The organism is Pseudomonas sp. B10(2017) (genome assembly GCF_002113295.1).
Classification (GTDB): Bacteria; Pseudomonadota; Gammaproteobacteria; order Pseudomonadales; family Pseudomonadaceae; genus Aquipseudomonas; species Aquipseudomonas pudica.
The window spans coordinates 74,263-93,268 of sequence record NZ_NEJU01000023.1 but is presented as its reverse complement, the minus strand read 5'-3'; the positions used below and the strand labels follow the sequence as shown (position 1 = coordinate 93,268).

Below are 19,006 nucleotides of genomic sequence, written 5' to 3'. Positions count from 1 at the left end.
CTTCAAACACTTGACTCGCTGCGATCTCTCGTAGCGGGAGGCGAATCATACAGCGTTTAGAAGCGCTGTCAACCATCATCTCAACCGCTGGCGATCATTCGATCGAAGCACTCCTGATACTACCTGAATCGCCTAACTAATTGATTTACAAGAAGTTTTACGCTTCGGCCACGTCAGAAGTGGGGCGCATTATAAGCGGATTCGAAACCGCGTCAACCCTTAATTTCAAGAAACCTTGATATCGCTGAAAAGCAAAGCGGGGAGGCCTGACGGCCTCCCCGCTTTTCACCAGGGCCAAACGCCCTTAAAGCACACCGGTACTGCGCAGCCGCCGCACCTCACCGGCATCCAGCCCCAATACATCCTCCAGCACCACCTCGGTATGCTCACCCAGCAGCGGCGGCGCCCGACGGTACTCAACCGGCGTCTCCGACAACCGTATCGGGCTCGCCACCTGCGGCACACTTCCCGCCAACGGATGCGGAATGTTTACCGCCAATCCGCGTGCCAGAACCTGCGGATCCTGGAACATCTGCGCCAGGTCATTGATAGGCCCGCACGGCACTCCTGCAGCTTCGAGCTGGCTTACCCATTCCGCCGTGGTCTTGAACACCGTGGCCTGGCGGATCAAAGGAATCAGCTCGGCCCGGTTGGCAACCCGCAGCTTGTTGGTAACGAAACGCGGGTCGTCCGCCCATTGCGGCTGCCCGGCCACCTCGGCGAACTTGCGGAACTGGCTGTCGTTGCCCACGGTCAGGATGAAGTCGCCGTCCGCCGTGGGAAAATCCTGATAAGGCACGATATTGGGGTGCGCATTACCAAGCCGACGAGGCGGGTTGCCAGTGGTCAGGTAGTTCATCGCCTGGTTCGCCAGGCAGGCCACCTGCACATCGAGCAACGCCATGTCGACATGCTGGCCCACCCCAGCCTGCTCGCGATGGGCGAGGGCAGCGAGGATCGCCACCGTGGAGTACAACCCGGTAAGGATGTCGGTCAGCGCCACCCCTACCTTGACCGGCCCCGCACCCTCTTCACCTTCCGGGCGGCCGGTCAGGCTCATCAGCCCGCCCAACCCCTGAATCATGAAGTCATAACCCGCGCGCTTGGCATAAGGCCCGGTCTGCCCGAACCCAGTGATGGAACAATAGATAAGCCGCGGATTGATCGCCTTCAGGCTCTGGTAGTCCAGGCCGTAGGCAGCCAACCCACCAACCTTGAAGTTCTCGATGACGATATCGGACTTCGCCGCCAACTCACGTACCAGGCGCTGCCCCTCGGCCTGGGTAAAGTCGATGGTCACCGAGCGCTTGTTGCGGTTGGCCGACAGGTAATAGGCCGCCTCGCTTGTGCTCTCACCCTTGGCATCCTTGAGGAAAGGCGGCCCCCATGAGCGGGTATCGTCACCACTGCCAGGGCGCTCGACCTTGATCACATCGGCACCAAGGTCAGCGAGAATCTGGCCAGACCATGGGCCGGCCAACACGCGAGAAAGGTCCAGCACCCGCAGATGTGATAGCGCGCCCATTGGCTGGCTCCTTATCAATAGAAGGCCTGGATGCCGGTCTGCGCACGCCCCAGGATCAGTGCATGCACATCGTGAGTACCTTCATAGGTGTTGACCACCTCCAGGTTGACCAAGTGACGAGCCACGCCGAACTCATCGGAAATGCCATTGCCCCCCAGCATGTCACGCGCCATGCGGGCAATATCCAACGCCTTGCCACACGAGTTGCGCTTCATGATCGACGTGATCTCCACTGCAGCCGTGCCTTCGTCCTGCATCCGCCCCAGACGCAGGCAGCCCTGCAGTGCCAGGGTGATTTCAGTCTGCATGTCGGCCAGCTTCTTCTGTATCAACTGGTTGGCAGCCAACGGGCGACCGAATTGCTGACGGTCCAGGGTATACTGACGCGCAGTGTGCCAGCAGGCTTCCGCAGCTCCCAGCGCACCCCACGAGATGCCATAGCGGGCGGAGTTCAGGCAGGTGAACGGACCTTTGAGGCCGCGTACATCCGGGAAGATGTTTTCTTCCGGCACGAACACGTTATCCATGACGATTTCGCCAGTTATCGAGGCGCGCAGCCCGACCTTGCCGTGAATCGCCGGCGCGCTGAGGCCTTGCCAACCCTTTTCCAGAACAAAGCCGCGGATATCACCCGCATCGTCCTTGGCCCAGACCACGAACACATCGGCGATCGGGCTGTTGGTGATCCACATCTTGCTGCCAGTCAGGCGGTAGCCGCCGTCGACCTTCCGGGCACGGGTAATCATCGAACCCGGGTCGGAACCGTGGTTGGGCTCGGTCAGGCCGAAGCAACCGATCCACTCGCCGCTAGCCAGCTTGGGCAGGTACTTCTGCTTTTGTGCCTCGGTACCGAACTCGTTGATTGGCACCATCACCAGCGACGACTGCACGCTCATCATCGAGCGGTAACCCGAGTCGATGCGCTCTACCTCGCGAGCAATCAGGCCATAGCACACGTAGTTCAGGCCACTGCCACCGTATTGCTCGGGAATGGTGGCGCCCAGCAACCCGACCTCACCCATTTCACGAAAGATCGCCGGGTCGGTCTGCTCATGACGGAAAGCCTCGAGCACACGCGGGGCCAGCTTGTCCTGGGCGAACTGATAAGCGCTGTCACGCACCATGCGCTCTTCTTCAGTGAGCTGCTGATCGAGCAGCAGCGGGTCGATCCAGTTGAAGCTTGCTTTACCGGCCATGAGCGAAATCCTCGAAATAGGGGGCAGTTTCTTGTGCCTTTGAGCCTAGGCCTGATCGGCCGTCGGGACAAACGAGGATTGCGCACCAATTAGTGATAATTTGTCACTTCGTAAATCGGCAAAACGCCATATTGACAGCCTTACGAGTGAGGTTGACGTACATGCGCCGCAAGATTCCCAGTACCGCCGCCCTGGTTTGTTTCGAGGCGGCAGCACGCAACGAGAGCTTTACCAAGGCCGCCCAGGAACTTGCGCTGACCCAAGGCGCCGTCTGTCGGCAGATAGGTGGCCTGGAAGCCTTCCTTAATGTGGAGCTGTTCCGCCGCTCGCGCCGCGGCGTGAAGCTGACAGAAGCCGGCCTTTCCTATAGCCGCCAGGTGGCCGCCCAATTGGACGCGGTAGAGCGCGATACCTTGTCGGTAATGCGCCAGCAGGGCGCCAACGTGATCGAGCTCGCCGTGGTACCCACCTTCGGCACCCAATGGCTGCTACCGCGACTAAAGGACTTCCAGCAGCGCCATCCAGAGGTCACGGTCAACCTCACCAACCGCACCCGGCCTTTCCTGTTTGCCGACACCACCTTCGACGCCGCTATCTACTTCGGCGATGCCGACTGGTCCGGCACGCAGTCGCACCGGCTGATGGGGGAAAACCCGGTGCCGGTGTGCAGCCCTGTGCTGCTGGACGGGCAGGGCACGCTCGACGCGCAGCGTATCGCCCGGCTACCACTGCTGCAGCAGAGCACGCGCCCCTATGCCTGGCGGCAATGGTTCGGCAGCGTCGGCATGAATGTGGAACGCGACATGACAGGCCCGCGCTATGAACTATTCTCGATGCTCGCGCAGGCGGCCATGCATGAGATGGGCATCGCCCTGATTCCGCCGTTCCTGATCCAGCGCGAGTTGGAGGAGGGCAGGTTGGTGGTCGCTAACAGGCATGCCCTGAGTAGTGACAAGGCCTACTATCTGATGATCCCGGAGCGCAAGGTGGAGTCGGCTTCGCTACGCGCCTTCCGCGACTGGCTGCTAAGCCAGGCCCAGGCCTACACGGCCAAGACGTGAGCAAAACCCGATAACTTGACCCCGTAGTCAATTATTTTTAACACCTACAGATATATGTATTTGTCGCATATACGTAAACTGTTATGCAGGGTGCAAAAATCCGCTTTAACCCTGCTTACGGCGCGGCTTTGCGGGTTATTTTGCGACATTCACCAAGCCGTAAGCGAATTGATCGCAAAATTTTTGTTTTTTTCTCCTAATCTGCCAATAGCCTATGTTTGACGGGCTGCAGCCTGGCCGTTGCGACATACGGTCACAGGGTGACTTGTAGTTTTGACTTCGTTTCGCTCCAGAACCGGTTGAAGGCCTCTGGCTTCGTCTGCAAAATGCTTCGCCCGCCCGGGAATCGGCGGGCTGGCGCTCCACAGCCGCCCCAGCGCACCATCCGAAGTGCGCTGGCTTTTAAAAAGACAAAAGGTCACCGCAGGAGAAATAGTCGTGCACATTGGTGTTCCTCTCGAGACGCAGACCGGTGAGACAAGGGTCGCTGCGACCCCGGAAACCATCAAGAAACTGATTGGCCAGGGCCATCAGGTCACCGTCCAACGGGGGGCAGGGCTCAATGCCAGCATTCCGGACAGTGCCTATGAGGCCGTGGGTGCTTCCCTGGGAAGTGCAGCCGATGCCTACGGCGCCCAATTGGTGCTCAAAGTGGTCGCCCCCAACGACCAGGAACTGGCCCTGATAAACAGTGGCAGCCTCCTGGTGGGCATGCTCAACCCCTTCAACAGCGAGCTGATCGGCAAGATGGCCGAGCGCGGCATTACCGCGTTCGCGCTGGAGGCTGCGCCGCGCACCTCGCGGGCGCAGAGCCTGGACGTACTGTCGTCGCAGGCCAACATCGCCGGTTACAAGGCTGTGTTGCTGGCTGCCCATCACTATCCACGCTTCATGCCCATGCTCATGACCGCCGCCGGTACCGTCAAGGCTGCGCGCGTGCTGATCCTGGGCGCGGGCGTTGCCGGCCTGCAGGCCATTGCCACGGCCAAGCGCCTGGGCGCAGTGATCGAGGCGTCCGACGTACGCCCGGCCGTGAAGGAGCAGATCGAGTCGCTGGGCGCCAAGTTCATCGACGTACCCTACGAAACCGATGAAGAGCGCGAGTGCGCCGAAGGTGTCGGCGGTTACGCCCGGCCGATGCCGGCCAGCTGGATGCAACGCCAGGCCCAGGCCGTGCACGAGCGCGCCAAGCAGGCGGATATCGTAATTACCACTGCGCTGATCCCGGGGCGCAAGGCGCCGACCCTGCTAAGCGCCGAAACCGTCGCGCAGATGAAGCCCGGCTCGGTGGTCATCGACCTTGCAGCAGCCCAGGGCGGCAACTGCCCACTGACTGTCGCCGACCAGGTGGTACACGAGAACGGCGTGATCATCGTCGGCCCGACCAACCTGCCGGCCCAGGTGGGCGCCGATGCCTCGGCACTGTATGCACGCAACCTGCTGGACTTCATGAAGCTGCTGTTCGACAAGGACGGCGCGCTGGTCATCAACCTCGAAGACGACATCGTCGCGGCCTGCCTGATGTGCCGTGATGGTCAGGTCGTCCGCAAGAACGGCTAAGGAGCACGACAATGGAAGACATGCTGATTTCCCATGGCATCTACAACCTGATCATCTTCGTGCTGGCCATCTATGTGGGCTACCACGTGGTGTGGAACGTCACCCCGGCACTGCACACGCCACTGATGGCCGTGACCAACGCCATCTCCGCGATCGTCATCGTCGGCGCCATGCTGGCCGCCGCCCTGACGGTGACCCCGGCCGGCAAGCTGATGGGCACCCTGGCGGTGGCTCTGGCCGCGGTCAACGTGTTCGGTGGCTTCCTGGTCACCCGTCGCATGCTTGAGATGTTCAAGAAGAAAACCAAGAACGAGGCGCAGAAGTAAGCATGAGCATGAATCTGGTAACGCTCCTCTACCTCGTCGCCTCGGTGTGCTTCATCCAGGCGCTCAAGGGCCTGTCGCACCCGACTACCTCGCGGCGTGGCAACCTGTTCGGCATGATCGGCATGGGTATCGCCATCGTCACTACGGTCGGCCTCATTTATAAGCTCGGGGCCGAGCTTGCCACCGCTGGCATCGGCTACGTCCTCGTTGGCCTGCTGGTCGGCGGCACTGCCGGTTCGATAATGGCCAAGCGCGTCGAGATGACCAAGATGCCGGAACTGGTCGCCTTCATGCACAGCATGATCGGCCTGGCTGCGGTGTTCATCGCCATCGCCGCAGTGCTGGAACCGCAATCGATGGGCATCGTTGCCGCCATGAGCGACCCGATCCCCACCGGCAACCGCCTGGAACTGTTCCTCGGCGCAGCCATCGGTGCCATTACCTTCTCCGGCTCGGTGATCGCCTTCGGCAAGCTGTCGGGCAAGTACAAGTTCCGCCTGTTCCAGGGCGCACCGGTACAGTTCGCCGGCCAGCACAAGTTGAACCTGATCCTCGGCCTGACCACCATTGCCCTGGGCCTGCTGTTCACCTTCACTGGCCACTACAGTGCCTTCACCCTGATGCTGGTCTTGGCCTTCATCATGGGCGTGCTGATCATTATTCCGATCGGGGGCGCCGACATGCCGGTAGTGGTGTCGATGCTCAATAGCTATTCGGGCTGGGCAGCGGCCGGTATCGGTTTCTCGCTTAACAACTCGATGCTGATCATCGCAGGCTCCCTGGTCGGCTCGTCCGGTGCCATCCTCTCGTACATCATGTGCAAGGCGATGAACCGTTCGTTCTTCAACGTCATCCTCGGTGGCTTCGGTGGTGATACCGATGCGGGCGCGGCGCAAGGTTCCAAAGAGCAGCGCCCGGTGAAGTCTGGCTCGGCCGACGATGCCACCTTCCTGCTCAGCAACGCCGACAGCGTGATCATCGTCCCGGGTTACGGCCTGGCGGTGGCTCGCGCCCAGCATGCGCTCAAGGAACTGACCGAGAAGCTGAGCCACAACGGCGTGACCGTGAAGTACGCGATCCACCCAGTAGCGGGCCGTATGCCCGGGCACATGAACGTGCTGCTGGCCGAGGCAGAAGTACCGTACGACCAGGTGTTCGAAATGGAAGACATCAACGCCGAGTTCGGCCAGGCCGATGTGGTGCTGGTGCTGGGCGCCAACGACGTGGTCAACCCGGCAGCGAAGAACGACCCCAAGTCGCCGATCGCCGGCATGCCGATCCTCGAAGCGTTCAAGGCCAAGACCATCATCGTCAACAAGCGCTCCATGGCCAGTGGCTATGCCGGCCTGGACAACGAACTGTTCTACCTCGACAAGACCATGATGGTGTTCGGCGACGCCAAGAAGGTCATCGAAGACATGGTGAAGGCGGTGGAGTGACAACGGCCGCTGCAAACCAGCTGATATAAAGGAAGCCCCGGTCAGAATCTGCCGGGGCTTTTCTTTTATTGATCCGGATCAACGGCTCTACTCCAACGCTTCTCATACGACCATGGTCGTGGGACGGCAAGGGGCGAAGTCTCTAGACTGCGCTGCAGTAGTTTCAGTAGCCCGAGATAACAATCCATGTACCGTGATCGTATCCGCTTGTCCTCCCTGCACAGCAAGGTAATGAGTGCGGCTGATGCCGCTGGTCTGATCGAGGACGGCATGACCGTCGGCATGAGCGGTTTCACCCGCGCCGGCGAAGCCAAGGCCGTACCGCATGCACTGGCCGAGCGTGCCAAGCAATCGCCACTGAAAATCAGCCTGATGACCGGCGCCAGCCTGGGCAACGACCTGGACAAGCAACTGACCGAGGCTGGCGTGCTGGCTCGCCGCATGCCGTTCCAGGTCGATAGCACCCTGCGCAAGGCTATCAACGACGGTCAGGTGATGTTCATCGACCAGCATCTGTCAGAAACCGTCGAGCAGCTGCGCAACCAGCAGCTGAAACTGCCGGACATCGCGGTCATCGAAGCCGTGGCCATCACCGAGCAGGGCCACATCGTGCCAACCACCTCGGTGGGCAACTCGGCCAGCTTTGCGATCTTCGCCAAGCAGGTGATTGTCGAGATAAACCTCTCGCACAACACCAACCTCGAAGGCCTGCACGACATCTATATCCCGACCTACCGCCCGACCCGTACGCCAATCCCGTTGGTCAAGGTCGACGACCGTATCGGCAGCACCGCCATTCCGATCGACCCGGCCAAGATCGTCGGCATCGTTATCAGCGACCAGCCGGACTCGCCGTCCACCGTCCTGCCTCCGGATGACGAAACCCAGGGCATCGCCGACCACCTGATCAACTTCCTCAAGAAAGAAGTGGAAGCTGGCCGCATGACCAACAAGCTTGGCCCGCTGCAGGCCGGTATCGGCAGCATCGCCAACGCAGTGATGTGCGGCCTGATCGAGTCGCCGTTCGAAGACCTGACCATGTACTCCGAAGTACTGCAGGATTCCACCTTCGACCTGATCGATGCTGGCAAGCTGAGTTTCGCCTCGGGCAGCTCGATCACCTTGTCGACCCGCCGCAACGCCGATGTGTTCGGCAACCTGGAGCGTTACAAGGACAAGCTGGTTCTGCGCCCGCAAGAGATTTCCAACCACCCGGAAGTGGTCCGCCGTCTGGGCATCATCGGTATCAATACCGCGCTGGAGTTCGACATCTACGGTAACGTCAACTCCACCCACGTCTGCGGCACCAAGATGATGAACGGCATCGGCGGCTCGGGTGACTTCGCCCGTAACGCCCACCTTGCCGTGTTCGTCACCAAGTCGATTGCCAAGGGTGGCGCGATTTCCAGCGTGGTACCGATGGTCAGCCATGTCGACCATACCGAGCACGACGTGGACATCCTGGTCACCGAGCAAGGCCTGGCCGACCTGCGTGGCCTGGCGCCACGTGAGCGCGCCCGGGCGATCATCGACAACTGTGTACACCCGGACTACCGAGCAGCGCTGAACGACTACTTCGATCGCGCCTGCCAGCGTGGTGGCCACACCCCACACATACTGCGCGAAGCCCTGAGCTGGCACGAGAACCTGGAAGAAACCGGGCGCATGCTGGCTAGCTGATACAGATGAGGTACGGAACGGCGGCCCTGCTTCCGCTGTTCCGGCCTCTTCGCAGGCAATTCCGCGAATGGGCCAGATACAGTCAAACCCTTCGATCAATACACCTTGCCGTAGCATCCAGCATAATCTGTACTACTGTACCGGTTCTTGCGCGCCTTCTCGGCTCGCAAATCAACCTCCCTAAATCAAAACGCACCAAATAAGTGCAGACCAGTACAGTTGCGCCAGTTTCGAGTGCAACAGTAGGGTTACACAGTTAACTGGACCATCGTCTTTCCACCGAACTGTATCTACTGTAATGGACGACAGAGGAGGATCATTGGCATCAGTTAAATCACTACCTAATCCCGCCATAAGCGGAAGGATGAAACATCATGGAACGTACCCTCAGTTCCGGTCTGGTTTTTGAAAGCAACGCCCAACAATCCAACGCTTCGCTGCCGCTGCGCGCTCTGTCCACCCTGCTGCTGTGGCAGCGCCGTATGGCCAGCCGCCGTCAACTGGCTCGCCTGGACGCCCGCCTGCTGGCCGATGCCGGTATCAGCGAGTCGCAGCGTTACGAAGAGCTGAGCAAGCCTTTCTGGCGCTAAGCTCCGGCTTGCCGGCTTTGGTCGGCACCGCGAATTTCCGAAACCCGTTGCAGGTGACTGCGACGGGTTTTTTGTTTGCAGACGGCATGCCAGAGCCTTTTACAAGCACACATGTACAGTTTGTAAAGTCACAAAACAAACCATAACAGTTTGTTGGCGCGCTGTTCATTGACATCCAGAAACACCGGCGCGTGATACGCTTGGCATAACAGTCTGGTAGAACGCACTGTTGAAAAAGTACCGCGACGAGCTGTGCGAGCGTCCGATAAAACAGAACCACCCGACCCTAGTCCAGGAGTCCACGATCATGTCCCGTAAATACCTGATTGGCGCCGCCCTGATGCTGAGCCTGGCCGGCACCGCAAACGCCACCAGCTTCGTTGTCACCACCGACGCCGTCGTTGGCGCAGTGGCCGCGTCCACCGATGCCACTTCCGATATTTCCTCCTCGTTCCGTGACGACAAGATTGTCCAGGCCGCCCGTGACGACGCCGCCAGCTTCGTTGGCAGCCAGGGCGACATTCGTGGTGCCAAGCTGGAAAGCGCTTTCATGCACATCCGCTCGCAAATGCCAGCCCTGCAAGCCAGCGACGCGCAACTGGCCCAGGCCATCCTGGCGCTTTGACCCCGACTGAGCCGTTCAGCTGTGCTGGTCACCACCAGCACAGCCGCACACATCTTTGCCATCCACGTTTCCAGCTGTTGTAGAGCCCATGCGTTATCTGTTGCCGTTGCTGTTCTCCGTTGTTGGCATGGTCAGCGCCCATGCCATGGATACCACTACGCAAAGCCTGGTCATCACTGGCTATGTGACCAGCCAGGTCACCACCGCACCGTTCGACCGTAAACTGGTCCGCCAGGCCCAGGACGATGCCGCTGCCTTCGTCGCCAGCGACGGCCAGATCCGCGGTGCGCGGCTGGAGGCAGCACTGGAATCACTACGCCACAATTGCGCACGGCATACCGTCGGCGATCTGGAACTGGCGCAGGCAATTCTCGTCCAATAACTACATCTGACTCCCTGTATTTTTCGGAGATGCTCCATGCGTAAACCGCTGATTGCCGCTACCCTCGGCATGCTGCTGCTGGCCGACCTGGCTCAGGCACAGACCCTGGTGGCCACCAGCAATATCATCGTGCGGGCCTTTGGCCGTTCGATCGACTTCACCTCTGACACCACCACCTCGATCCGCGACTCCAAAGTGGTGCGCGAAGCCCATGACGACGCCGCCAGCTTTGTCGCCAGCAACGGTGACATCCGCGGCGCCCAGCTCGAGGCCGCTTTCAACACTCTGCGCGAGCGCGTTCCGCAAGCGCGCGACGCCAGCGACCAGGTACTGGCTGAAGCCATCCTCGCGCTGTGAACCGCGTGCGCGCCTGGCTGCTCGGCTGCGTCCTGACGCTGCTCGGCACGCCCGCCCTGGCCGACCTGCAGCTCGAGCTGCAGGCGTCCGGCCTTGACCCACAGCAGACCCGAGCCACTCAGGCTCTGCTCGACGAAGCCGTGGGCAAGCTGCCCCCTCGCTTCAAGCAACAACTGAACCGCCGCGTGCGGGTCAGCTGGAGCGACAACATGCCGACCGACGCCTATGGCCAGGCATCGCTGGTATCTACCCTCGAACTCAATCGCCGCCTACTGCCCAGCCTCACCGATGGCAGTGCTGCCACCGAGCGCACCAAGCGCCCGCATGGCACGGTGCGAGAAGAACTGCTGGCCACCGTGCTGCACGAACTCACCCATATCTACGACCGTGCCCGGCTGTGGCCCAGCGCCGAGAACGCGCTGATCGCCCGTTGCAAGCGCCAGCAAGGTACGTTGGGCAAAGTTGGCCTGCCCGAAGCATGCAGAGGCCAGGCAGAGCGCCGTTTCACCCTCAGCGACGACCCGCGCCTGCTCGACCTGGCCGGCTGGCAACAGTATGTGGGCCGACGCGGCGAGCGCGAGCAGCACAACGGCCAGTTCGTGCGCAGCCCCGACAGTTATGAACTGAGCAGCCCCAAGGAATACATCGCGGTCAACATGGAGTACTTCCTCCTCGACCCGAGCTACGGCTGCCGCCGTCCGGCGCTGAACCAGTACCTGCGCGAACACTTCGGCTGGGCACCGCAGCAGGACAGCTGCGCCAAGGGCCTGCCGTTCATCAATGCCGGCAGCGACTTCGCCCGCCAACCGCTGGGTGAAATCGACCCCGAGCGGGTCTATGAGGTGGACTACCTGCTGGCCGAAGCCAACCAGAACCTGGTCAGCCGCTGGGGCCACAGCATGCTGCGCCTGGTGATCTGCAAGCCGGGTCGCCCCCGCGGGCCGGACTGCCGCCTGGACCTCGACCAGAGCCTGGTGCTGTCGTACCGAGCCTTCGTCAACGATGTGCAGCTTTCCAGCTGGGACGGCCTGGTCGGTGCCTACCCCTCGCGCCTGTTCGTGCTGCCGCTGGGCCAGGTGATCGACGAGTACACCAAGACCGAACTGCGCAGCCTGGCGTCGGTGCCCTTGCGGCTGAACCGCGACGAGATCGAGAACCTTGTGCGTCAGGCCGCCGAAATGCACTGGAGCTATGATGGCAACTACTGGTTCCTGTCCAACAATTGCGCGGTAGAGTCGTTGAAGCTGCTGCGCAGCGGCACCGCCAACCCACGCCTGAACGACCTCGACAGCATCATGCCCAATGGCTTGCTGGCCGTGCTCAAGGGCAGGGGGCTGGCCGATACCAGCGTGCTCGACGACCCCCGCGAGGCGCTGCGCCTGGGTTATCGCTTCGACTCCTACCGCGACCGTTACCAGGCCATGTTCGAGGTGTTGAAGAAGCAGTTGCCAATCAAGCAGGATAAGGTCGAGGACTGGCTGGCCCTGGACGCCGAGCAACGGCGAGGTTGGTTCGCCCAGGCCGACCTGCGCACCAGCGCCGCCTTGCTGCTGCTTGAACAGGCCAGCTTGCGCCGGCAACTGCTTCTGGCCCAGGACGAGGTCAAACAGCGCTACCTGAACGCCGCCGCGCTGAACGATGGTAGCGTCAGCAAGGCCGATGCGACCCTCAGGCAGATGCTTGCCAACAGTGGCTTCCTCAGCCGCCCGGCAGAGTTGCTCGACAGCAAGGGCTACGGGCTGCCGCAGCCGCAGGAGCGCAAGCAACTGGAGCAGGTCAGCAGCGAGCGGCAAGCGCAGTTGCTGCGCTTGAGCACGAGCCTGGACAAAGAGGTTAGAGCGCTGCTGGAGCCATCGCGGGCCAGGGAGATTGCGGCGGTGGAAGCCAATGTGAAGCAGGTGGGCGAGCATCTGCGGGCATTGCACAAGGCTGCAGGAGGCCTGCAGTTGTAAGTACGGCTGTGCCGGCCCTATCGCCGGCAGGCCAGCGCCCACGAGATCACCATGGGTCTGAAAGTGGTGGGACACCTGTGGGAGCTGGCTTGCCGGCGATAGGGCCGGCAGCACCAACACAATCCCTTACAGGTTTTCCTCCGCCTCCGAAGGCAAATCCTCATCCAGATGCAACCAGGGCAACCGGCTACCCACCCAGATATGCCGGTTGGCCCTGACCCGTTCCGGGTGGTCCAGCGTCGCCACCGTCACATCAACCGTCTCCGAGCTGTGTGTAGTCACCAACGCCACATGCGCCCCGCAATGCCCACAGAAGTACCGGCTGCAACTGGACGGTGCCACATAGCAGTTCGGCTCTCCAGCCAACCACCGGAACCCCGAGCGGGGCAGGGTGAGCCAGGTCACCACCAGCCCGCCACTGACCCGTCGGCAGATAGAACAATGGCAATGGGCGATGTCTGTCAGGTCGCCCGCCAACCGATAACGCAAGGCGCCACAATGGCAGCCACCCTCGGTCACATCCTGCATCACCTACCTCTCGTCGCCTTTGCTTCGGCGAAAGCTGGCTGAAAGCTTGCCCTCATAGGATAGCCCCCACTACCGGCACAAGACCGGTCAGCCAGGGCACCCGGTAACCACCGCGCCCGGCCCAATCAACAACAACAATGGTGATTCTGATGTATTCCTGTGCCCGACTTTCCGTAGTTCCCCTCTGCATGCTCCCCGCACAGCGCCAAACGCGCTGATCCGCCCGAATCGACGTTCCTTCGCCGCGCCACGCCTGGAGTATTGCCATGCTGACCTTCCTCGGCTTTGCCATGGTCATCACCTTCATGTACCTGATCATGACCAAGCGCCTGTCTGCCCTGATAGCGCTGATCCTGGTACCGATCCTGTTCGCCCTGTTCGGCGGTTTTTCCGCAAAGATCGGCCCGATGATGCTCGAGGGCATCAGCAAACTCGCACCTACCGGTGTGATGCTGATGTTCGCCATCCTCTATTTCGCCCTGATGATCGACTCCGGCCTGTTCGACCCGGCTGTGCGCAAGATCCTCAAGCTGGTCAAGGGTGACCCGCTGAAAGTCTCCGTCGGCACCGCAGTGCTGGCCCTGGTGGTCTCGCTCGACGGTGACGGCGCCACCACCTACATGATCTGCTGCGCCGCCATGCTGCCGATGTACAGCCGCCTGGGCATGAGCCCGCGGATCATGGCCGGCCTGATCATTCTCGCCGGCGGGGTGATGAACATGACCCCTTGGGGTGGCCCGACGGCCCGCGCAGCCAGCGCCCTGCACGTGGACCCGTCGGACATCTTCGTACCAATGATCCCGGCCATGCTGTTCGGCGTGCTGGCGATCCTGGCCATCGCCTACATGTACGGCAAGCGCGAACGTGCCCGCCTGGGCGAGTTGCACCTGCCCACCGACGACATCGACCACAGCGAAATCACCGTTTCACAGTACCCGGACGCGCGCCGGCCAAAACTGCTGTACTTCAACGGCGCCCTGACCGCTGCCCTGATGGTCGCGCTGATTGCCGGCGTACTGCCGCTGCCGGTGCTGTTCATGATCGCCTTCAGCATCGCCATGATCGTCAACTACCCGTGCCTGCAACAGCAGAAAGACCGCATCGCCGCCCACGCCGGCAGCGTGCTGGCGGTCACCGGTCTGATCTTCGCCGCCGGCATCTTCACCGGGATCCTGTCGGGCACCGGCATGGTCGACGCCATGTCCAAGAGCCTGCTGTCGGTCATCCCCGAGGCGTTGGGCCCATACCTGGCGGTGATCACCGCGATCGTGAGCATGCCGTTCACCTTCTTCATGTCCAACGACGCGTTCTACTATGGCGTGCTGCCAGTGCTGGCCGAAGCTGCCAGCCACTACGGCATCAGCCCGGTGGAAATGGCGCGTGCTTCGATTGTCGGGCAACCGGTACACCTGCTCAGCCCCCTGGTACCCTCCACCTACCTGCTGGTGGCCCTGGCCGGCATCGAGTTCGGCGATCATCAGCGCTTCACCTTGAAGTGGGCAGTGCTGGTATGCCTGTGCATAATGCTCGCCGCGCTGCTGATGGGGATTTTCCCGCTGTTCAGTAGTCTTTAATAAACGCGTATTTCCCTAACGCGACGCGCCCTGACCCGGGCGTGTCGCCTTTACCGTTCGAAGGAAAACAAATGGAATGGCTGACCAGCCCGGAAATCTGGGTTGCCTTTTTTACCCTCACCGCGCTTGAGATCGTCCTCGGTATCGACAACATCATCATGATCTCGATTCTGGTCAGCCGCATGCCCAAGCACATGCAGCCGCGCACCCGGATCTTCGGCCTCGCCCTGGCCATGGTCACGCGTATCATGCTGCTGCTGTCGATCACCTGGGTCATGCGCCTTACCGCCGACCTGTTCGTGGTCCTGGGCCAAGGCATCTCGGGGCGTGACCTGATCCTGTTCTTTGGTGGCCTGTTCCTGTTGTGGAAAAGCTCACAAGAGATCTACCACGGCCTCGAAGGCGAGGACGAGAACCAGGAAGAACCGAAAGGCGCGGGTGGCAAGTTCTTCTACACCATCATCCAGATCGCCATCATCGACATCGTGTTCTCGCTGGACTCGGTGATCACTGCGGTGGGCATGGTCTCGCACGTACCGGTGATGATCGCCGCGATCATCGTCGCCGTGCTGGTGATGATGCTGTGCGCCGGCACCATCAGCGATTTCATCGACAAGCACCCGTCGCTGAAGATGCTGGCATTGTCGTTCCTGATCGTGGTCGGGACCGTGCTTATCGCCGAAGCTTTCGATGTGCATGTGCCGAAGGGCTACGTCTACTTCGCCATGGCGTTCTCGCTGGCGGTGGAAGCTATCAACATCCGCATGCGCACTGCCTTGGCCCGCAAGAACGGCAAAGAGCATGAACCGGTGAAACTGCGCAAGGACATTCCGGGTCAATAAGATCAGGAAGTGCAGGACACAAAGGGCCCTTCGGGGCCCTTTTTTCATTTCCGCTGTATTTCAAACAAATGACAGCCATGCGAAGCTGGCGACAGCTTCGCAAAACAACTAAAGCTTTGAGTGAGCACTGAAAATTCTTCAAACGCTCACGCTTCGTCTCTTGGCCCTCTGGGCCAATGCAACAGGGGGCCGTAGCCATGCTGACCCTGCTCAACCTGCTCTCGGCCGTTACGCTTCTGGTCTGGGGCACCCACATCGTGCGTACCGGCATCCTTCGGGTATTCGGCTCGAGCCTGCGGCGCATCATCAGCCAGAACATGAGCAAACGCCCGCTGGCGTTCGTCGCCGGCATTCTGGTCACGGCGATGGTGCAAAGCAGCAACGCCACCGCCATGCTGGTCACCTCGTTCGTCGGCCAGGGCCTGATGGCGATGACTCCGGCCTTGGCAATCATGCTCGGCGCCGACGTGGGTACCGCGCTGATGGCCCGGGTGCTGACCCTGGACCTGTCCTGGCTGTCGCCGCTGCTGATCTTCCTGGGTGTGATCTTCTTCCTCTCCCGCAAGCAGACGCGAGCCGGCCAGCTGGGCAGGGTAGGCATCGGGCTTGGCCTGATCATTCTGGCATTGGAGCTGATCGTGCAGGCAGCTACGCCGATTACCCACGCCCAGGGCGTGAAGGTGCTGTTTGCCTCCCTGACCGGCGACATCATGCTCGACGCCCTGGTCGGCGCGCTGTTCGCCATGATTTCCTATTCCAGCCTGGCGGCCGTGCTGCTCACCGCAACGCTGGCCGGTGCCGAAGTGATCAGCCTGCCGGTGGCCATCGGTCTGGTGGTGGGGGCCAACATCGGCAGCGGATTGCTGGCTTTCATCAGCACCAGCATGCAAAACGCCGCCGGGCGCCGGGTGGCTCTGGGCAGCCTGCTGTACAAGTTGATCGGCCTGCTGCTGATCATCCCCGTGCTGCACCCGCTGGTGGGGTGGATGGACTCACTGAGCTTCAGCGCACAGGAGCTGGTCATTGGCTTCCACCTGCTCTACAACACGCTGCGTTGCCTGATCATGCTGCCCACAGTCAAACCCATGGGCCGGCTGTGCAACACTCTGCTGCCCGAGCGAGAAAACGGCAACGGCCAGATTCGCCCGCGCCATCTCGACACCTCGGCGCTGGAAACACCCAGCCTGGCCCTGGCCAACGCCTCCCGCGAAACCCTGCGCCTGGGCGATATCGTCGACAGCCTGCTCGAAGCCATGCTAGGTGCCCTGCGCGGTACCCAGGCCGCATTGCCACAGCAGGTCCGCGCCTTGGGCGAGGACGCCGAAGCCTTGTACAGCGCGATCAAGCTGTACCTGGCGCAGATGTCGCGTGAAGACCTCAGCGAACAGGACAACCGCCGCTGGGCAGAAATCATCGAACTGGCAATCAACCTCAAGCTGGCCTGCGACCTGATCGAGCGCATGCTGCGCAAGGTCCAACAGCAGAAAACCAGCCAGCGCCGGGAGTTTTCCCAGGTAGGGCTGGAAGAGTTGACCGGCTTGCAGGAACAATTGCTGGCCAACTTGCGCCTGGGCTTGTCGGTGTTCCTCAGCGCCGATCCAGAAAGCGCCCGCCTGCTGCTGCGGGAAAAACGCCGTTTTCGCGCCCAGGAACGGCGCCTTGCCCACGCCCATGTCAGCCGCTTGCAGCGCAAGGTAGTGCAAAGTATCGAGACCAGTTCGCTACACTTGGAGCTGATCGCCGACATGAAACGGTTGAACTCTTTGTTCTGTAGCAGTGCCTATGTGGTACTGGGCGGCTCGGACACGGGCGGGCTGATGCTCGACAGCGTGCCGGACGAAGCCCGTCTGCCGTGATTTCGCCTACCTGAGGACCCAAGCTCGCCCATGCGTTGCCTGATGTTCGTTTGCCTGCTGATCTGCAGCCTGCCCTCATTCGCCCTCGACCGCTCGCGGGTGGAAGGTTACCTGTTGCCCAACGGCCTGCAGGTCATCCTGAAAAACGGCTATGAACGCGACCATGTGGCGATTCGCCTGGTGGTCGGTGTCGGCCTGGATGACTTCAATTGCGAGCAGAAAGAGCTGCCGCACCTGCTCGAGCACCTGCTCTTCAGCGGCATCGACGAAACTGGCGAAGGCGGCCTGGAAGAGCGCCTGCAATCGCTGGGCGGCGAGTGGAACGCCTACACCAGCAGCGCCGACACCACCTTCGTGATCGAAGCCCCGGCACGCAACCAGCGCAAAATCCTGGACCTGCTGCTGGCGGTGATCCACGACACCCGCATCGATGCCAAGGCCCTGGCCACCGCCAAGCGCATCATCGAGCGCGAGGATGGCGGCCACTATGGCCACCTGCAGCGCTGGCTCGACCGCCAGGACATCGGCCACCCCGCCAGTGACCAGCTAGCCACCGAGCTGGGCCTGAAATGCCCGGAGCGCTCCAACCTCGAAGATATGACCCTGGAGCAGGTGAACACCTTGCGTGACCGCTGGTACGCGGCCAACAACATGACCCTGATCGTGGTCGGCGGCCTCGACCGCCTGCTGCCGGCTTACCTGGAGCGTACCTTTGGCGAACTGCCCGCCACCGAGCCGGAGGAGCGCCGCACCCTGGAAAGCATCGGCCAGCAAGCTGCACAGCGCCGCGACCTGACCCGCGGCTGGCTGGGCGACAGCGTCAAGCTGCACTGGCTGTTCGTCGAGCCGGTGCTGGACAACGACCACCAGGCCACCCTGGACCTGCTGTCGCACTACCTGGACTGGGCGCTGTACGACCAGCTTCGCCTGCGCAACGGGTTGTCCTATGGCCCTTCGGCAAAACGCGAGAGCTTCGGCGACACCGGCCTGCTAAGCCTCGATGCCGATCTGGAGCGCGAGGACATCGACCAAGCGGTCGAAGTGATGCAGAAGTTGTTCGACCACCTGCGCAAGGAAGGCCTCGACCCGGAGACCTTCGAGCGCATCAAGTACGCCAGCGTCGCCAAGGAAAGCTGGAGTACCCAGGGCAACAGTGCCTTGGCCGACTACTACTGGGGCGCGCTGAACGACTATAGCGACGGGCGCTTCGTCAACCCGGTGCGCAAGCTGCGCCAGGTCAGCCTGGCGCAGGCCAACGAGGCGCTGAAAGAACTGCTCAAGGAAGATGGCTATGTGCGTATCGAGAAACCATTGCTTGGCTATGATGAGCTCTACGGGCTGGTTGCCTTGTTGTTGGGGCTGATCCTGGCAGCGGGGTTGTTGCGCTGGCGTCGGCATGCTCCTGAAAAGCCGGGCGGTGCTACACGCTAGCAGTGAATCGGCGGTATCCTTTTGCCAGTACCGGCCAGTTCGCGGGTATCGCAACGCGGTCCCTTTGGGAGCGGGTTCACCC

General features: G+C 61.5%; 17 protein-coding genes. 14 read left to right on the top strand and 3 right to left on the bottom strand.

The window, feature by feature from the left end:
• Nucleotides 1-304: 304 nt before the first annotated feature.
• Nucleotides 305-1,525, bottom strand: a complete 1,221-nt coding sequence (locus CAF92_RS22880; RefSeq protein ID WP_085602009.1) for a CaiB/BaiF CoA-transferase family protein — start codon at nucleotides 1,523-1,525, stop codon at nucleotides 305-307.
• Between the two features lie 14 nt (nucleotides 1,526-1,539).
• Nucleotides 1,540-2,721 (bottom strand): acyl-CoA dehydrogenase, encoded by a 1,182-nt coding sequence (locus tag CAF92_RS22875; RefSeq protein WP_085602008.1) that lies wholly within the window; start codon nucleotides 2,719-2,721, stop codon nucleotides 1,540-1,542.
• A gap of 161 nt (nucleotides 2,722-2,882) precedes the next feature.
• On the opposite strand from CAF92_RS22875, the gene CAF92_RS22870 reads away from it, so the two are divergent.
• The 10 genes from CAF92_RS22870 to CAF92_RS22825 all read left to right on the top strand — a co-directional run bounded on the left by CAF92_RS22870 (nucleotide 2,883) and on the right by CAF92_RS22825 (nucleotide 12,693).
• Nucleotides 2,883-3,782 carry a LysR family transcriptional regulator gene (locus CAF92_RS22870; protein ID WP_085602007.1) on the top strand — a complete coding sequence of 300 codons (900 nt, stop codon included), beginning with the start codon at nucleotides 2,883-2,885 and terminating at the stop codon, nucleotides 3,780-3,782.
• Between the two features lie 438 nt (nucleotides 3,783-4,220).
• Nucleotides 4,221-5,342 carry a Re/Si-specific NAD(P)(+) transhydrogenase subunit alpha gene (locus tag CAF92_RS22865; RefSeq protein WP_046616903.1) on the top strand — a complete coding sequence of 374 codons (1,122 nt, stop codon included), beginning with the start codon at nucleotides 4,221-4,223 and terminating at the stop codon, nucleotides 5,340-5,342.
• Between the two features lie 11 nt (nucleotides 5,343-5,353).
• Complete coding sequence (locus tag CAF92_RS22860; RefSeq protein WP_003256966.1) at nucleotides 5,354-5,668, top strand: NAD(P) transhydrogenase subunit alpha; 315 nt, start codon at nucleotides 5,354-5,356, stop codon at nucleotides 5,666-5,668.
• Between the two features lie 2 nt (nucleotides 5,669-5,670).
• A complete protein-coding gene (locus CAF92_RS22855) occupies nucleotides 5,671-7,107 on the top strand; it encodes an NAD(P)(+) transhydrogenase (Re/Si-specific) subunit beta (RefSeq protein ID WP_015268505.1) in 1,437 nt (478 codons plus the stop codon).
• A gap of 186 nt (nucleotides 7,108-7,293) precedes the next feature.
• Nucleotides 7,294-8,787: an acetyl-CoA hydrolase/transferase family protein gene (locus tag CAF92_RS22850; protein WP_013970344.1), complete on the top strand. Its 1,494-nt coding sequence runs from the start codon at nucleotides 7,294-7,296 to the stop codon at nucleotides 8,785-8,787.
• A gap of 374 nt (nucleotides 8,788-9,161) precedes the next feature.
• Nucleotides 9,162-9,377 carry a DUF1127 domain-containing protein gene (locus tag CAF92_RS22845; protein ID WP_003256968.1) on the top strand — a complete coding sequence of 72 codons (216 nt, stop codon included), beginning with the start codon at nucleotides 9,162-9,164 and terminating at the stop codon, nucleotides 9,375-9,377.
• Nucleotides 9,378-9,684: 307 nt separating this feature from the next.
• Nucleotides 9,685-10,002 (top strand): DUF2388 domain-containing protein, encoded by a 318-nt coding sequence (locus CAF92_RS22840; protein ID WP_046616904.1) that lies wholly within the window; start codon nucleotides 9,685-9,687, stop codon nucleotides 10,000-10,002.
• 88 nt (nucleotides 10,003-10,090) lie between these two features.
• Nucleotides 10,091-10,384, top strand: coding sequence for a DUF2388 domain-containing protein (locus CAF92_RS22835; RefSeq protein ID WP_085602006.1), 294 nt, complete (start codon nucleotides 10,091-10,093; stop codon nucleotides 10,382-10,384).
• Between the two features lie 36 nt (nucleotides 10,385-10,420).
• Nucleotides 10,421-10,741, top strand: a complete 321-nt coding sequence (locus tag CAF92_RS22830; protein WP_003256970.1) for a DUF2388 domain-containing protein — start codon at nucleotides 10,421-10,423, stop codon at nucleotides 10,739-10,741.
• Nucleotides 10,738-12,693: a DUF4105 domain-containing protein gene (locus CAF92_RS22825; RefSeq protein ID WP_085602005.1), complete on the top strand. Its 1,956-nt coding sequence runs from the start codon at nucleotides 10,738-10,740 to the stop codon at nucleotides 12,691-12,693. Before CAF92_RS22830 ends, CAF92_RS22825 begins: the two co-directional genes overlap by 4 nt.
• Before the next feature lie 126 nt (nucleotides 12,694-12,819).
• On the opposite strand, the gene CAF92_RS22820 is transcribed toward CAF92_RS22825, so the two are convergent.
• Nucleotides 12,820-13,221, bottom strand: a complete 402-nt coding sequence (locus tag CAF92_RS22820) for a GFA family protein (protein WP_046616907.1) — start codon at nucleotides 13,219-13,221, stop codon at nucleotides 12,820-12,822.
• A gap of 266 nt (nucleotides 13,222-13,487) precedes the next feature.
• Here CAF92_RS22820 and CAF92_RS22810 point away from each other — a divergent pair, with 266 nt between their 5' ends.
• The 4 genes from CAF92_RS22810 to CAF92_RS22795 all read left to right on the top strand — a co-directional run bounded on the left by CAF92_RS22810 (nucleotide 13,488) and on the right by CAF92_RS22795 (nucleotide 18,924).
• A complete protein-coding gene (locus tag CAF92_RS22810; protein WP_015268498.1) occupies nucleotides 13,488-14,795 on the top strand; it encodes a CitMHS family transporter in 1,308 nt (435 codons plus the stop codon).
• 71 nt (nucleotides 14,796-14,866) lie between these two features.
• On the top strand, nucleotides 14,867-15,637 hold the full coding sequence (locus CAF92_RS22805; protein WP_046616908.1) for a TerC family protein: 771 nt from the start codon (nucleotides 14,867-14,869) through the stop codon (nucleotides 15,635-15,637).
• 197 nt (nucleotides 15,638-15,834) lie between these two features.
• Nucleotides 15,835-17,493, top strand: a complete 1,659-nt coding sequence (locus tag CAF92_RS22800) for a Na/Pi cotransporter family protein (protein ID WP_046616909.1) — start codon at nucleotides 15,835-15,837, stop codon at nucleotides 17,491-17,493.
• A 30-nt stretch (nucleotides 17,494-17,523) separates the two neighbouring features.
• On the top strand, nucleotides 17,524-18,924 hold the full coding sequence (locus CAF92_RS22795) for a pitrilysin family protein (protein WP_085602003.1): 1,401 nt from the start codon (nucleotides 17,524-17,526) through the stop codon (nucleotides 18,922-18,924).
• Nucleotides 18,925-19,006 lie beyond the last annotated feature (82 nt).

Coding starts and splice junctions, on each gene's coding strand:
- CAF92_RS22880 (WP_085602009.1), bottom strand. CDS start 1,525: ATGGGCGCGCTATCACATCTGCGGGTGCTGGACCTTTCTCGCGTGTTG.
- CAF92_RS22875 (WP_085602008.1), bottom strand. CDS start 2,721: ATGGCCGGTAAAGCAAGCTTCAACTGGATCGACCCGCTGCTGCTCGAT.
- CAF92_RS22870 (WP_085602007.1), top strand. CDS start 2,883: ATGCGCCGCAAGATTCCCAGTACCGCCGCCCTGGTTTGTTTCGAGGCG.
- CAF92_RS22860 (WP_003256966.1), top strand. CDS start 5,354: ATGGAAGACATGCTGATTTCCCATGGCATCTACAACCTGATCATCTTC.
- CAF92_RS22855 (WP_015268505.1), top strand. CDS start 5,671: ATGAGCATGAATCTGGTAACGCTCCTCTACCTCGTCGCCTCGGTGTGC.
- CAF92_RS22850 (WP_013970344.1), top strand. CDS start 7,294: ATGTACCGTGATCGTATCCGCTTGTCCTCCCTGCACAGCAAGGTAATG.
- CAF92_RS22845 (WP_003256968.1), top strand. CDS start 9,162: ATGGAACGTACCCTCAGTTCCGGTCTGGTTTTTGAAAGCAACGCCCAA.
- CAF92_RS22840 (WP_046616904.1), top strand. CDS start 9,685: ATGTCCCGTAAATACCTGATTGGCGCCGCCCTGATGCTGAGCCTGGCC.
- CAF92_RS22835 (WP_085602006.1), top strand. CDS start 10,091: ATGCGTTATCTGTTGCCGTTGCTGTTCTCCGTTGTTGGCATGGTCAGC.
- CAF92_RS22830 (WP_003256970.1), top strand. CDS start 10,421: ATGCGTAAACCGCTGATTGCCGCTACCCTCGGCATGCTGCTGCTGGCC.
- CAF92_RS22820 (WP_046616907.1), bottom strand. CDS start 13,221: ATGCAGGATGTGACCGAGGGTGGCTGCCATTGTGGCGCCTTGCGTTAT.
- CAF92_RS22810 (WP_015268498.1), top strand. CDS start 13,488: ATGCTGACCTTCCTCGGCTTTGCCATGGTCATCACCTTCATGTACCTG.
- CAF92_RS22805 (WP_046616908.1), top strand. CDS start 14,867: ATGGAATGGCTGACCAGCCCGGAAATCTGGGTTGCCTTTTTTACCCTC.
- CAF92_RS22800 (WP_046616909.1), top strand. CDS start 15,835: ATGCTGACCCTGCTCAACCTGCTCTCGGCCGTTACGCTTCTGGTCTGG.
- CAF92_RS22795 (WP_085602003.1), top strand. CDS start 17,524: ATGCGTTGCCTGATGTTCGTTTGCCTGCTGATCTGCAGCCTGCCCTCA.